This window comes from Roseovarius pelagicus, from assembly GCF_025639885.1.
In the GTDB taxonomy this organism is placed as follows: Bacteria; Pseudomonadota; Alphaproteobacteria; order Rhodobacterales; family Rhodobacteraceae; genus Roseovarius; species Roseovarius pelagicus.
Genome location: NZ_CP106737.1, coordinates 199,751 through 212,725 on the forward strand (window position 1 = coordinate 199,751; position 12,975 = coordinate 212,725).

12 protein-coding genes are annotated in these 12,975 nt (G+C 61.3%); 1 reads left to right on the forward strand and 11 read right to left on the reverse strand.

Going from position 1 to position 12,975, the window contains the following annotated elements; genetic code table 11:
* Positions 1-578: 578 nt before the first annotated feature.
* From N7U68_RS00905 to N7U68_RS00935, 7 genes are read right to left on the reverse strand one after another with little or no spacing between them, the layout of a single operon-like run.
* Positions 579-1,760, reverse strand: coding sequence for an aromatic ring-hydroxylating oxygenase subunit alpha (locus tag N7U68_RS00905; protein WP_263046651.1), 1,182 nt, complete (start codon positions 1,758-1,760; stop codon positions 579-581).
* A complete protein-coding gene (locus tag N7U68_RS00910; protein ID WP_263046652.1) occupies positions 1,757-2,377 on the reverse strand; it encodes a sarcosine oxidase subunit gamma in 621 nt (206 codons plus the stop codon). The genes N7U68_RS00905 and N7U68_RS00910 overlap by 4 nt, the downstream gene beginning before the upstream one ends.
* A complete protein-coding gene (locus N7U68_RS00915; RefSeq protein WP_263046653.1) occupies positions 2,370-5,321 on the reverse strand; it encodes a sarcosine oxidase subunit alpha family protein in 2,952 nt (983 codons plus the stop codon). The genes N7U68_RS00910 and N7U68_RS00915 overlap by 8 nt, the downstream gene beginning before the upstream one ends.
* The gene (locus N7U68_RS00920; protein ID WP_263046654.1) at positions 5,318-5,602 is read right to left on the reverse strand and encodes a sarcosine oxidase subunit delta; all 285 of its coding nucleotides are present in this window, start codon (positions 5,600-5,602) and stop codon (positions 5,318-5,320) included. Before N7U68_RS00920 ends, N7U68_RS00915 begins: the two co-directional genes overlap by 4 nt.
* A 12-nt stretch (positions 5,603-5,614) precedes the next feature.
* Complete coding sequence (locus N7U68_RS00925) at positions 5,615-6,886, reverse strand: sarcosine oxidase subunit beta family protein (protein WP_263046655.1); 1,272 nt, start codon at positions 6,884-6,886, stop codon at positions 5,615-5,617.
* Positions 6,887-6,908: 22 nt separating this feature from the next.
* Positions 6,909-7,703, reverse strand: coding sequence for a maleate cis-trans isomerase family protein (locus tag N7U68_RS00930; RefSeq protein ID WP_263046656.1), 795 nt, complete (start codon positions 7,701-7,703; stop codon positions 6,909-6,911).
* A complete protein-coding gene (locus N7U68_RS00935) occupies positions 7,703-8,845 on the reverse strand; it encodes a M24 family metallopeptidase (RefSeq protein WP_263046657.1) in 1,143 nt (380 codons plus the stop codon). The genes N7U68_RS00930 and N7U68_RS00935 overlap by 1 nt, the downstream gene beginning before the upstream one ends.
* A gap of 128 nt (positions 8,846-8,973) precedes the next feature.
* On the opposite strand from N7U68_RS00935, the gene N7U68_RS00940 reads away from it, so the two are divergent.
* A complete protein-coding gene (locus tag N7U68_RS00940) occupies positions 8,974-9,852 on the forward strand; it encodes a LysR family transcriptional regulator (RefSeq protein ID WP_263046658.1) in 879 nt (292 codons plus the stop codon).
* Between the two features lie 33 nt (positions 9,853-9,885).
* Here the strand turns inward: N7U68_RS00940 and ehuA are convergent, their stop codons facing one another.
* From ehuA to N7U68_RS00960, 4 genes are all read right to left on the reverse strand, one after another.
* A complete protein-coding gene (ehuA, locus tag N7U68_RS00945) occupies positions 9,886-10,701 on the reverse strand; it encodes an ectoine/hydroxyectoine ABC transporter ATP-binding protein EhuA (RefSeq protein WP_308446130.1) in 816 nt (271 codons plus the stop codon).
* A 2-nt stretch (positions 10,702-10,703) separates the two neighbouring features.
* The gene (gene ehuD, locus N7U68_RS00950) at positions 10,704-11,369 is read right to left on the reverse strand and encodes an ectoine/hydroxyectoine ABC transporter permease subunit EhuD (RefSeq protein ID WP_263046659.1); all 666 of its coding nucleotides are present in this window, start codon (positions 11,367-11,369) and stop codon (positions 10,704-10,706) included.
* Positions 11,370-11,372: 3 nt separating this feature from the next.
* Positions 11,373-12,038 carry an ectoine/hydroxyectoine ABC transporter permease subunit EhuC gene (gene ehuC, locus N7U68_RS00955; protein ID WP_263046660.1) on the reverse strand — a complete coding sequence of 222 codons (666 nt, stop codon included), beginning with the start codon at positions 12,036-12,038 and terminating at the stop codon, positions 11,373-11,375.
* Between the two features lie 64 nt (positions 12,039-12,102).
* On the reverse strand, positions 12,103-12,951 hold the full coding sequence (locus N7U68_RS00960) for a transporter substrate-binding domain-containing protein (RefSeq protein ID WP_263046661.1): 849 nt from the start codon (positions 12,949-12,951) through the stop codon (positions 12,103-12,105).
* Positions 12,952-12,975: the final 24 nt, after the last annotated feature.

Sequence of the window (12,975 nt, forward strand, 5' to 3'; positions counted from 1 at the left end):
TAGCAACCGATGCCAGGACACTACCGCGTCCATCTCCGAAAGAAACAGCGCGCGCCGCATCGGCTTTTTCTTCATCGCATGGGTAAGTGCCCACTACGATCAAGTCGGCACCGATCTCTCTCGCATGTCGCAGTATCCGCAACTTGCGCACAATCTTGCGTTGGTCCTTCGACATAAACCTCTCCTGCTTCCCAGATTTGGGAGGTTAAAGGAAATGCCTCGCGAGTAACGGCGTTTCTACTCTGCTCAGAGCCCGGCTCGTCGCAGCGCCCGGATGGGAAGGAACCCCTAAGCTGCACCGAAATTGTTTCAGAGCCAATATTGGCTGCCGAATGACAGTTTGCGGTCCTCACTCCGCCGTCAATCATACTGATCTTTCTGCGCGACCCGTTGTAGGCCTTCGTGCTCAAGATGTTCGCCGGGACTGTAGGGCAGGCGCTGTTGCTTGCGGCGACCTATGGCGGATAGGTAATCTGGGAAGCGCGCGGCTTGCCCGCATTGCCGCGCGCCCCTCCGATCTTAGGGATCGGCCCGAAGAAAGCTTCTTGAGACACTCAAAATTTGCATCGTCGGGAAATTCAACTCGTAGGCCGGCATGACACTGCCACCGCTTTCTGGTCCAGTTGGGCTGCCAAAAATTGCTGAAAGTACCAGATCGTACGCTCTTTCGGGGACAACCTGCCAGGCTTCGCCGCCAGCGCCTTGGCGTTCTGTGCAATTGCCCCGATGATCGGTTTGTCCTCGTCATTGATGCGGTCGAAACCCGCTTTCAACTCGGCCGCATATGCCGCGCGTTCTTCCGGATCGTCGGGCACGGCGCCGGGGTAATGATCCGCCCCCCAGAACACTTTGACCTTATCCACACCATAGGGCTGCACGGACAGCCAAAAGGTTCGCTCAGCGGTCACCGACATCACATGACACGGGAAAATCGCTGACAATACCGCCTTGTTGCGCTCTTCCTCGGTCAAGAGGGGATTGTCCACGACCATGTCCGAATTGCGCTCGTAGGACTTGCCGGGCACGCGCCCCTGTTCATAGAGACTATACGCCGCGCCACCGTGCATGGCATTGGCCAAGCGGGTCGGCATCGCGGGTTCAATCGTCTGAGCATGCGCCACAAAGAGGTGATAGCCTTCGGTGAAATTCTGAACCAGAATCTTCCAATTCGTGTCCCAGATCTCTTCGGCTCGAAACAAAGTCCGATACTTCGACAGCTGGTAATTTTCCAGCCGCTCTGACAGCTTGGCCAACCGCGGCCCCAATGGCGCGGCAGCGGGATCTAGCGAAACATAGACCCAGCCCTGCCAGATCTCGACCTGAAACTGCGGCAGGCAGACGTCCTTCTTGTTGAAATTCTCGCGCATATGGGCGGCCCCGATCAGCTGGCCATCCAGATTGTAGGTCCAGGCATGATAGGGACAGCTGATCCGGCCCCGAATATTGCCGGCCCCCTCAAGAAGGCTGGCCATGCGATGCCGGCATACGTTCGACATTGCACGCAAGATGCCATCGCGGTCACGCAGAACGATGACAGGATCGCGCCCGATCGTTGTCGCGCGGTAGTCGCCGGGAGCCGCATATTCATCCTCCCGGCCGACGCAAAACCACTCATGATTAAAGATTTCGTCGAGTTCCAGCTCGAGAAACTCGGGCGAGGTATAGACCTGCGGCGGCGTCGCTTCGGCCAGCTCATCCGGCAGGGCCGCGTTGCGGGCGACTGCCTCCAGCAATTCATCGACAGACATACGTGGACTCATTTCTCACCTCCATCCGCAAGCGCATATGCGGCTTCCCCTGTGACCAATCCGTATTGCCGGGCGCTGTCGACCAGCAGCTCCCAGAGCGAAGCCGCAAAACTGCGTGGCAGGGCCAGTTCAAACGCCCCTCCGCTCCGCCAGAGGGTGATGCCGACATGATGAAACGCCGTCGACGCCACGCGGTCGGGCGGAAACGCATCTGGCCTCAGGTCGAGAGGCAGGAAATGGTTGAGCAACCTGCTCGCCTCCGCCCCCTCGACCCGCACCCATGTCCGGGCCGAAGAGAGTTCGAGCGCCGCGCCGAGCTCGGCGGGCATGTCCGCGATAGGCGCGCAGCCTGCCTCGCGGATCAACCACCATTTCAGCGGCTCGACCCGGAGCAATCTTCCCCGCGCCCCCGTTGCCACCTGTCCCGGTCCCGGCGCCGCCTCACAGCCCGCGGCCCGCGCCGCCAACGCGCCCGCCTCGATCAATGTGTCGGGCCAGCACGCGAACTGGGTCAGCGCAAAGCCTAACACTTCCCGCAGGCTCACCCTAGCTGGGCCGGGCCGGCCACTCCCGGCGGCCTCTTCGCCCAGATCATGATAGGCCCGCAATGCTGTCACCTGATCAGCCATGCATCCTTACTCCTTCAGGATCAAACATATGGGGAGAGACGATCTCGACCTCGACCGGCGCGCCGCGCACCGGGTCTGCGGCCAAGACCGGCTGCCCGGTCCAATGATCAGGGCCACCCGAAATATAGCCCAGCCCGATCCAATGGCCGAGCGCAGGCGAATGGGTCACCGCTGTCACCCAGCCTTCGCCAAATCCGCTGAGCGCTTCGGGCTTGCAGAGCAGCGCCCCGCCATTGAACGTCTTGCTGCGATCTTTCGGCAGAATACCGACGAGGCGCGGCCGATCCGGTCGCTGCAACTCGGGTCGATCCTGCAACACCTTGCCGATATAGGATTTCTTGGTCGAGGCCATGCCGCCAAGCCCCGCATCGCGGATCGTCACCCGACCGTCGAGCTCGGCCCCGGTCACATGGCCCTTTTCGATGCGCAACGTCCCTAGCGCCTCCAGACCATAAAGACAGCCTTTATGACCGCCCGCCACGATCCACAGCCGCTCCATCATCGCCTCTCCGTGGTTGGCTGGAACATAGAGCTCGAACGCCAATTCCCCGGAGAAACTGATCCGGGCGATCAGCCCCTCGGTCCCGTCGCGCAGCACCACCCGCGCAACGCCCATGAAGGGCAGCGTCTCATGCGAAACACTATCCGGATCGCGCAGACAGGCCGCCACAACCGCGCGTGAATTCGGACCCGCGACCGACACGCCAGCCCATTGATCGGTCACCGAGGTGAGATGAACCTTCAGATCGGGCCAGCGAAGCTGCAACAACTCCTCCAGCCAGACCATGACCCGCCCCGCGTTTGTCGTGGTGGTCGTCATCAGGAAATCGCTCTCACCGAGCCGCCAGGTGGTGCCATCATCCATCACCATCCCGTCATCGCGCAGCATGATCCCATACCGTGCCTTGCCGATGGCCAGCTTGGCAAAGCCATTGGTATAGACACGGTTGAGAAACTCCGCCGCATCCGGCCCCTGGACAGCGATCTTGCCGAGCGAGCTCACATCGCAGATGCCCACGGTCTCACGCACAATCGTCGCCTCGCGCACATAGGCATCCTTGAGGGTTTCGCCGGGTTCGGCGAAATACCATGGCCGGTGCCAAAGCCCGGCGTCGGTCATGGTCGCACCCTGCCGCAGGTTCCAATCATGCAGAGGCGTGCGGCGCAGCGGCTTGAAATGGCCGTGTACATTGCGCCCGGCCAGCGCGCCGATGGCCACCGGCGTATAGGGCGGGCGAAAGCGCGTGGTGCCCACCGCCGGAATTTCCTTACCCAGCGCTTCGGCCATCAGCGCGAGCCCGATGATATTGCCCATCTTGCCCTGGTCCGTGGCCATGCCCAACGTGGTATAGCGTTTCAGATGCTCGACCGAGACGAAACCCTCCTGATGCGCCAGACGCACATCCGAACAGGTCACGTCATGTTGCGGATCGACAAACGCCTTGGCCTTGCGCACCGGCAGCCGCACCTCGTAGAGCGGTCTGATCGGCGCGGCCCAACCACCGGCGGCAGGCGGATTTGACGCGAGGCCCATGGCCCGCTTGGCGACCTCCACACCGGAGGTCTCACAGGCCTCGCGCGTCCAGACCCCGGCCGCAGACCCTGCCATGTAGACAGGCTCGTCGCAATCTCCTGCGAGGAAACAGGCCAGTTCGGCATCCCATTCGGGCTTTACCCCGCGATACGACGCAAGGTTGACGACCGGCGACCAACCGCCTGAAACCAGCAGCAGGTCGCAGGCTTCGCGACCCGCCGCTTGCCAGCTCGCTCTGTTCGGCCGCGCCAGCCGCAGGGCGCATAGCTTGCTCCGTCCTTCGGCCTCCAAGGGGGCGACGCCCGTGCGCAGCGTGACACCAGCGGGCAACTCGCAACCGGGCGCATTCCGTGCCTCGGCGATTGTCACCTCTGCCCCTGCTGCGGCCAGTTCCCCTGCGGTCACATAGGCGCTGTCATTCGTGGTGGCGACGACAATTCGTTCTCCTGGCAGAATCCCGTAACGGTTGAGATAGCTTCGCCCAGAATTGGCGGTCATCACCCCGGGCCGGTCGTTCCCGCCAAAGGCCACAGATCGTTCCAACGCTCCAGTGGCGAGCACCGTGGCCCCGGCCCGCACGGTCCAGAACCGCTGCCGTGGCAGATAGGCCGCAGGTGCCGAAAGATGGTCCGACACACGCTCCACAAGCCCCGCCACTCCCATGTCATAGAGCCCGAAGGCCGTGGTCCGCGTCATTACCCGCACCCCGGTCCGTTCGACCGACCGCACCAGCGCGCCGCGCTCGGCTTCGCCCGCCGGATCATTGAGCAGATCACCGCCGAGCTCGAAATCCTGTTCGACCAGGATCACGTCCCGCCCGGCCTCTGCCGCGGTCAGCGCCGCGCGCAGCCCTGCCGGCCCGCCCCCGACCACCAGCACATCGCAAAAGGCATGAGCATGATTATACCGGTCCGGGTCGGCCTCTCGCGACGCCCGCCCCATGCCTGCAGCCTTGCGGACAAGCGTCTCGTATTTCATCCACAGCCCGGTGCCCCGCCCCCATTCAAAGAGTGGTACGCCCATAAAGGTCTTGTAATAAAACCCAGCCGCGAGAAAGCGGCCAAACAGACCGTTTACAGCCCCCAGGTCGCGCCGCACATTGGGCCAGGCATTTTGACCTCGGGCCTCGAGCCCCTCATAAAGCTCCTGCATCGTCGCCTTGACGTTGGGCTCCTGCCGCGCGCCGTGGCCGATAGATACGATGGCCCCGGATTCTTCCACGCCCGCGGACATGATGCCGCGCGGTCGGTGATACTTGAACGACCGCCCCAACACCCTTTCGCCATTCGCCATCAAGGCGGAGGCGAGCGTATCGCCCGCATAGCCAGTTAGCTCCTTGCCATCCCAGCGAAAAGTAAGAGGGGTCGCGCGGTCAATCCGTCCGCCCTGGTCTAGACGTCGTGCGGTCATTCCCCGCCCTCCAGAACTTTTGCCAGCGCGGGATCGGCCGGGGTGACGCTGTATATTTCATGGCTCATCGTGTCACGCTCAACCTTTAGCCACAGGCGGCAGCCATGCACGTGCTGCCAGGTTTCCACCTGACGGCCACAGATGTTCACTCGCAGGAACACCGCATCGTGCCACGCCTCCAGCGGCGCATCCAACGCCGGATATGTGATCGAGCCGTCGCCGCCATAGCTGAATTCGGCGTGGTCACGCGGACCGCAGAAAGGACAGGGAATCCGGATCATGCTAAACCTTCTTCATCCATGCAGTTTGGGATCTGGACCGGCGCCGCGTTCATCGATCTGAAGACCGCGCTCAAATCTCTTGAGGTCGAAATTGGCAATCATCGGCGCCGGCCGATCATTCGCGATGAGGTCCGCAAACCACCAGCCCGACGCTGGCGAGGCCTTAAACCCACCATAGTTCCAGCCCGTGTTGAGGTAGAGATTGTCGAGAGGGGTCCGACAGATGAAATGGCTGCCATCCATCGACATATCGACCACCCCGGCCCAGTGGCGCAACAGTTTGACCCGGCCAAGGCAGGGCATGACAGACATCGCCGCCTCGGCCACGTCCTGCACGATGGGCAGGTTGCCGCGCTGTGCGTAGGATTTGTACCAATCGAGATCGCCGCCGAATACCATCCCGCCCTTGTCTGATTGCGAGATGTAGAAATGCGACCCGCCCATACCAAAGACGACCACCTGATCGAGCAGCGGCTTGAGCGGTTCCGAAACAAAGGCCTGCAACTTGTGTGACTCGATCGGCAATCGCCCGAGCCCGGCCATGGTCCACAGGCGCGAGGTATTGCCCGCGACGGAAAACCCAATCTTCCCTGCCGTGATGCGCCCCCTCGGGGTTTCCAACGCGGTGATCCGGCCAGCCTCACGCACAATCCCTGTCACCCCACAGTTCTGCACGATATCGACCCCGAGCTGATCCGCAGCTCGGGCATAGCCCCAGGCCACGGCATCATGCCGCGCTGTCCCGGCCCGTGTCTGAACGGCGGCCCCCATGATCGGAAATCTGGCATCTGGCGCATAGTTGAGATGCGGCACCGCCTGTTTCAGCCGGTCCAGATCCCATATCTCGGCATCCGGCGTGCCGGTAAGCCGCATGGTATTGTAATTGCGCGCCGCGCCATCAATGGCCCCCGGACTGTGCAGCAGCGCGATATGGGATCGCTGGCTGAACATCACGTTGTAGTTCAGATCGTGGCTCAGGTTTTCCCAGAGCTTGAGAGAATGCTCATAGAATTCCCGGTTGCCGGGCCGGGCGTAGTTGGACCGCACGATGGTGGTGTTACGCCCGGCATTGCCGCCCCCAAGCCAGCTCTTCTCCAGCACCGCGATATTGCGGATGCCGTGGTTGCTGGCCAGGTAATAGGCGGTGGCAAGACCATGCAGCCCGCCGCCCACGATGATGACATCGTAATGTGACTTCGGTTGCGGATCGCGCCATTGCCGAGACCAGCCCTTTTGGCCGGTCATCCCCTGCCAAAGGACATTCCATCCGGAAAATCGGGTCATTTAATATTGCCTTGTCGGTGTTTCAGACGGTGCTTTTGAGCACCCGGCCCGGATGTTTGAAAATCTGTCCGAAGCCTTCGAGCTCATCCATGATCCCGGCCCGTCGCAGGCAGGACCACATCTGGGCCTGGTTCGAGGTGATCACCGGCTTGCCGGTGGCCTGCTCGATCTCTTCAACGACCTCCAGCGACCGCACCCCGCCACAGCTGAGAAAGATCACATCCGCCTCCGGCTGGTCGATCTCGAGCGCGAATTTCTTCCAATAGGCCGGGGTGACCAGACCCATATCCCAGCCACTCGCGATGTTGAGGCCCTGAATGTCCAGCACGTCAAATCCGCGTTCGACGAGAAACTCTGCTTCGGCGGTGTTGATCTCGTCCAGATAGGGCGTGCCCACCACGAGCTTTTTCGCGCCCAGCTCACGCAGCGCATCCAGAACCCCCTGCACGAGACACATGGGTTGCGCCCAGGGTGCGCCCTTGCGGATCTCCTGAAAAATGCGGTTCTCGCCGATCACGATGGACCCGCTGGTGCAGCTGTAGCTGACGACATCCGGCTTGGCTTCGGGCTGAATGCGGGCGGCGGCGTCCGCCATATGCTCGATATGACGGGCCAGCGTTTTATTCGTTGTGTGATCGTCGGTTTTCAGACGCGTGATGTAGACGCCGACACCCTCGGGTGCCATGTCCTTGAAATCTGCCTCGGCACTCGGGTCCGTGGACATCAGGATAAAGCCCAACTTGGCACGATGATGACGCCCTGCGTTCATCTCGGGGCTGCGGGGCTTGGACTGGATGGTTTGACCGGGCTGGAACATCAGAGAATGACCTCCTCTACGGATTTCGGATGGGATGTCAGCGGTTCCCATCCGTCTTCGGTGATGATGAAACTGTCGCCCACCTGGGCGCGGAATGTCTCGACCGAAACCGAGCCATCCACTGCGAGAACCATGCCGGGCTGGATCACCGTGGTGTCCCCCGTCACCAGCTGCGGCGCCTCGAGAAAGCTGAATCCGGTCGCACGACCACAGCGGAACGGGTATTCATGACCCGCCTCCTGGATCACCTCGGCATAGGCCGCGTGAACACTCTCGGCCGTCACGCCGGGCCGCAGCGCGTCGAGCGCCGCCTTCTGGCTCGCCACGGCCACCTCATAGACCGCCACCTGATCGGGGTCCGCGTCACCGATCCAGAATGTCCGGTCAAACCCGAGCTTGAAGCGGTGAAAATTGGTCATCCCGCAAAAGCACAGGAACACCGGTTCGCCCTTGCGCATGATGCGTGTTGACGCGCGGTGATGCGTCTTCACGATATCCTTGCCCGAGGCCATGATCTGCAGGAAATGGGTGTTGGGCGACATGTCCCCATCATCATAATGCGCGGCCAGCAGTTCGGCGGCCTTGCGGGTGCCTGCCTGCGATGTCGCAATCGCCACCTCGAATTCCGGCACCCCATCGCCGATCGCCAACCGCCCGGCCTGCATCATCGCCGTTGCCACCTTTCCCGCATGGCGGGCGAGCTGCAATTCCTCTGCCGATTTGATCATCCGCATTTCTGCCAGTATCGGCGTGGCGCTGGTAATTTTGTCCGCCGCAACGAGATCGTTCACATAGCTGCGTACCGGCGGCGGCATATGCCCCGGCTCGATAGCCACCCGCCCGGCATTTCGGATCGCCGCTGGCAGCTCGTCGCGCCATTCGTTGCCCATGCCGTCGTTCCAGGGCGCGATGCGATCCACCCGTGCCGCGGCCTTGGCACTGTTTAGATCGATGGTCGGCGTGATCAATAGCGTGTCGCCGTCCTTGGGCACCACGAGGATCGTCGGGCGCCCGAATTCCATATGCAGATAATCGTAATAACCGGTGAGGTAATAGACGTTGTCGTCATCGGTGATCAGCGCAACATCGATCCCGGCCTCGGCCAGTTTCGTTTGAAAGCGGGACAGTCGGTCGGTGAACATTGGCATCCCCTGAAGAAGGTTGATGGGCATCGCAGGCGGTCTCTGGCCGCTGCATTCCTCAAAATACTACGTCTCCCAATGCGCTTTCCAAAGTGACAATTCGTAGGGGAGTATGATAACCTATGGTTATGAAAAATTACCGCCGCGCCCTCCCGCCGCTTGATTATCTCCTGTTCTTCGAGGCGGTGGCCCGTCACGGCAATTTCACCCGTGCCGCCGAAGAGCTTAACGTAAGCCAGGCCGCAGTCAGCAAGAGAATCAAGGTGTTGGAGGATTGGCTTGGTATGCCCCTTATCGACCGCCACGGCCGCCGCCTCTCACTGACCCGGAACGGCAAGGTTCTGGCGACCAACTCGGGCGAGGCTCTGGATTACCTCAACTCATGTCTGCAACAGCTGCGCCGCACCCATGGCACGGGTCGTCTGTCGCTGGGGGCAAATGTCGCGGTCTCACAATATTGGCTAACGCCGCGGATCAACGAATACCTGCTCGGACGCGATGCCGCGCCGGTCACGCTCACCTCGACCGACAAGGATGCTGATCTTTTCGCGCTCGAATCCGATGCTTTGGTGTTCTACGGGCCCGACATTCCGGCGGGCTGGGATGGCGCGCTCCTCTTCGAGGAAACCTGGCTCCCGGTCGCCGCGCCAGAGGTTGCGCGACGCTCCGGCGATCTCGGATCGGCAACCCTTCTCGATTTTGACAAGCTGACCCCGAAATGGGTCAACTGGGGGGATTTCGCCACGCTCACCGGCCATACGGAAATCGACCAGGCAACCAAGGTCAATCTGGGCTCCTATGGCAGCACGCTCGACACGGCCATTCGTGGCCGGGGGCTCGCGCTGGGCTGTCCCGACGTGCTGCGGTTCGAGATCGACGCCGGGCGGCTCGTGGCGCTCGAGACGTATCGCCTCGCCACGGGCCGCAGCTATTTTGTCATCTGGCGCAACGGACAATTGACCAACCAGATCCGCGACCTGATCAGGGATGTCGGGATCCCGCTCTGACGCGCCGATCCCCTCCCGGTCTCGAACCGCTTCTCAGACCGCTTCTCTGACCGCACTGAGGAATTGCTGAGTGCGCTCCCGCTGCGGGTTGCCAAAGAGCTCGGTCGGCGGCCCCTGCTCTTCGATCTTGCCTCCGTAGAAGAAACACACACGATCAGAGATATCGCGCGCAAATCCCATCTGGTGCGTCACCATCAGCATGGTCAGGTTGTGTTCGGAGACGAGCTTGCGAATGACATTGGTCACCTCACCGATCACTTCGGGATCCAGCGCCGACGTAACCTCGTCAAAAAGCATCACTTTTGGACGCATGGCCAGCGCACGGGCAATTGCCACGCGTTGCTGCTGCCCACCGGACAACCGCGAGGGCCGCTGGTCCTTTTTCGAAATCATGCCGACCAGTTCCAACAACTCTTCGGACCGATCCCGCGCCTCCGCCTTGGACAGCCCCAGCACATGCAGCGGGCCCTCCATGCAGTTTTCCAGCACCGTCATGTGCGGGAAGAGGTTGAAATGCTGAAAACACATGCCGATGTCAGCACGCCGGTTTCGCAGGTGACGCTCGTTCGCGCGCACCAGACGGCCCTTTTTCGGCATATGGGTCAGCGGTTGACCATCCACATAGATGACCCCGTCATCAATCTGCTCAAGGGTCATCAGCATCCGCAGAACAGTGGTCTTGCCCGACCCCGAGGGGCCGATGATGGACACCATCTCGCCTGCGGCAATGTCGAGATCGAGTTCGTCCAGAACGGTCAGCGCGCCATAGGATTTACGCACTTTGCGGAAACTTACCATCGGTGTGGTCTCACCGGTGATTTCGAGAGGAAAGCCAGTATGGTCCAGCATTGTTACAATCCCAGTTTACGGCGCACACGCCCTTCGAACAGCCGGATCAGGCCCGCTGCCGGCAGGGAGATTGCCAAGAAGATGATACCCACCATCGTAATCGGCTCGAGAAAACGGTAATGTTCCGATCCGATGGCATTTGCGACATGGATGAGTTCGGCAACCCCGATCACCGAGAGCATCGGCGTATCCTTGAGGATCCCCACGAGATAATTGCCCATGCCCGACAGCGCCGTCGGGATAGCCTGCGGGATGATCACGCGACGATATTTCTGCGTGATCGTCATGTTCAGAGCGGTCGCCGCCTCCCACTGGCCCCTCGGCACGCTTTCGATGCCGCCGCGATAGACCTCCGAGAGATAGCAGGCATAATGCAGACCGATGGCAATCATCCCAGACGACCAGGGGCTCAAACGCAGGCCGAACTGCGGTCCGACGTAAAAGACAAAAAATATCTGCAACAGCAGCGGCGTCGAACGGATGAACTCGACGAATTCCCGTACCACAAAGGTCAGCGCCCGGTAGGGCGTGCGTTGCGCCAGGGCGAAAACGAGCCCGAGCACCAGGGCGATGGCATAGCCAGCCCCGGCCGCCAGAAGCGTATTGCCGGTGGCGACCAGAAGCCGGGGCAGAATCTCCCAAACAAAATCCCATTTCCAGTCAAACATCGGTCACACCTTTCCCAGCTTGCGGGCCATCGCCCGCTCTAACCAGCGCATGAAAGGGGTCACCAGGAAGCGCGCCAGAATATAATAGATCACCAGCGCGGTGCCAAAGACCTGCGCCGAGAGGAAGGTCGAGCCGTTGATCTGCTTGGCCTGAAACATCAGGTCGGCCACCGAAATCAGCGACACAAGCGCGGTGCCCTTGAGCAGTTCGATCATCAGGTTGCCCCAGGGTGGCAGCATGTTGACCAACGCCTGTGGCAGAATGATCCGCCACATACGCCGTGCAGGGCTCATGTTGATGGCCAGCGCCGCCTCCCATTGTCCACGCGGCACCGACAGGATGCCGCCGCGGACCAGCTCGGCCCCATAGGCACCGATATTCATGCCTACCGCCACATAGCCGGCAGTAAACTTGTCGATGCTCACGCCAAAGAGCGGCAGCACAAAGAAAATCCAGTAGAGCTGAACGAGCAGCGACGTGCCGCGAAAAATCTCGATATAGGTGATGGCCGCGCCGCGCAGGATTCGGCTCTGCGAGAGCTTCATCAGGCCCATGGCGAGAGAGATCGCGATACCGAGCACCGCCGCCAGAAAGAACTGCGCAATGGTCACGCCTGTGCCTGACACCAGTCGCGGCCAGTATTGGGCGAGAAAGTCGAGGATGGTCATGGCAAGATCCGTTTCACAGGGGGTCCGAGCGGCGGCCCAGCAGGGACCGCCGCAAGGTTTCAGATCAGCGGTTGGCGCAGGTCCATTCCGTGGTGGTGTCGCCAGGCAGGTTGGCTTCGACGTAGCCATACTCCTTGACCTTTGCGAGCATTTCTTCGGAGCCAAGATAGCGCTCACGCGCAGCGTTGAACTCTTTCAAGAAATCCTCGTCCTCAAAGCGGAAACCGACGCCGACCCAGTTCTGTGTCCATTCCGGCAGCGCGCCGGGATCGGTGGTCTCGAACTTACCTTCGGACTGGTCGGCGAGATAGACGGCTTCGAACGACGTCAGTGCCGCCGCATCCGCGCGGCCGGCCCTCATCGCTGCGAGCGTTTCCGTCGGCCCGGGCAGCTGCATCATCTGTGCATCGCTCAGCCCCTCGCGGCGCGCGGCCTCGACCGTGTTGGCCCCGGAATACAACGCCAGAATGGCACCGTCGCTGGCCAGCACATCCTTGTAGTTGCTCAGCCCCTTTGGGTTGCCCGCAGGCACGAGAAAGCTGTCGCCGGTGGTGGCGATCGGCTCCGAAAACGCGATGTTTTCGCAGCGGCTGTTAAGAATGTAGAGCCCGCCAGTGATTATGTCATAGCGGTTGGCCTTGAGACCCGGGATCAGTCCACCCCATTCGGTGACGGTGGCTTCGACATTGTCGTAGCCCATCTCGTTAAGAATGCCGATCGCGATGTCGTTGACAAAGCCCTTCGGCGCACCGCTCTCGTCCGGATAGCCAAAGATCGGAATGTTGGAAAATCCGATACGGATAGGCTCGCCCGCCTCGATCCGGTCCATCAACGGACCGGCCATTGCCGAGAGTGCGGAGCCAGCCAGAACGATACCGGCCGGGATGATGGTCTTTAGTAGGTTAAGTGGCATCTGATCCTCCTTGTAAATGATGCG

What these genes read in the sequence shown, in the direction of transcription:
- N7U68_RS00905 (WP_263046651.1), bottom strand. Translation starts at nt 1,760, where the DNA reads ATGAGTCCACGTATGTCTGTCGATGAATTGCTGGAGGCAGTCGCCCGC.
- N7U68_RS00910 (WP_263046652.1), bottom strand. Translation starts at nt 2,377, where the DNA reads ATGGCTGATCAGGTGACAGCATTGCGGGCCTATCATGATCTGGGCGAA.
- N7U68_RS00915 (WP_263046653.1), bottom strand. Translation starts at nt 5,321, where the DNA reads ATGACCGCACGACGTCTAGACCAGGGCGGACGGATTGACCGCGCGACC.
- N7U68_RS00920 (WP_263046654.1), bottom strand. Translation starts at nt 5,602, where the DNA reads ATGATCCGGATTCCCTGTCCTTTCTGCGGTCCGCGTGACCACGCCGAA.
- N7U68_RS00925 (WP_263046655.1), bottom strand. Translation starts at nt 6,886, where the DNA reads ATGACCCGATTTTCCGGATGGAATGTCCTTTGGCAGGGGATGACCGGC.
- N7U68_RS00930 (WP_263046656.1), bottom strand. Translation starts at nt 7,703, where the DNA reads ATGTTCCAGCCCGGTCAAACCATCCAGTCCAAGCCCCGCAGCCCCGAG.
- N7U68_RS00935 (WP_263046657.1), bottom strand. Translation starts at nt 8,845, where the DNA reads ATGTTCACCGACCGACTGTCCCGCTTTCAAACGAAACTGGCCGAGGCC.
- N7U68_RS00940 (WP_263046658.1), top strand. Translation starts at nt 8,974, where the DNA reads ATGAAAAATTACCGCCGCGCCCTCCCGCCGCTTGATTATCTCCTGTTC.
- ehuA (WP_308446130.1), bottom strand. Translation starts at nt 10,701, where the DNA reads ATGCTGGACCATACTGGCTTTCCTCTCGAAATCACCGGTGAGACCACA.
- ehuD (WP_263046659.1), bottom strand. Translation starts at nt 11,369, where the DNA reads ATGTTTGACTGGAAATGGGATTTTGTTTGGGAGATTCTGCCCCGGCTT.
- ehuC (WP_263046660.1), bottom strand. Translation starts at nt 12,038, where the DNA reads ATGACCATCCTCGACTTTCTCGCCCAATACTGGCCGCGACTGGTGTCA.
- N7U68_RS00960 (WP_263046661.1), bottom strand. Translation starts at nt 12,951, where the DNA reads ATGCCACTTAACCTACTAAAGACCATCATCCCGGCCGGTATCGTTCTG.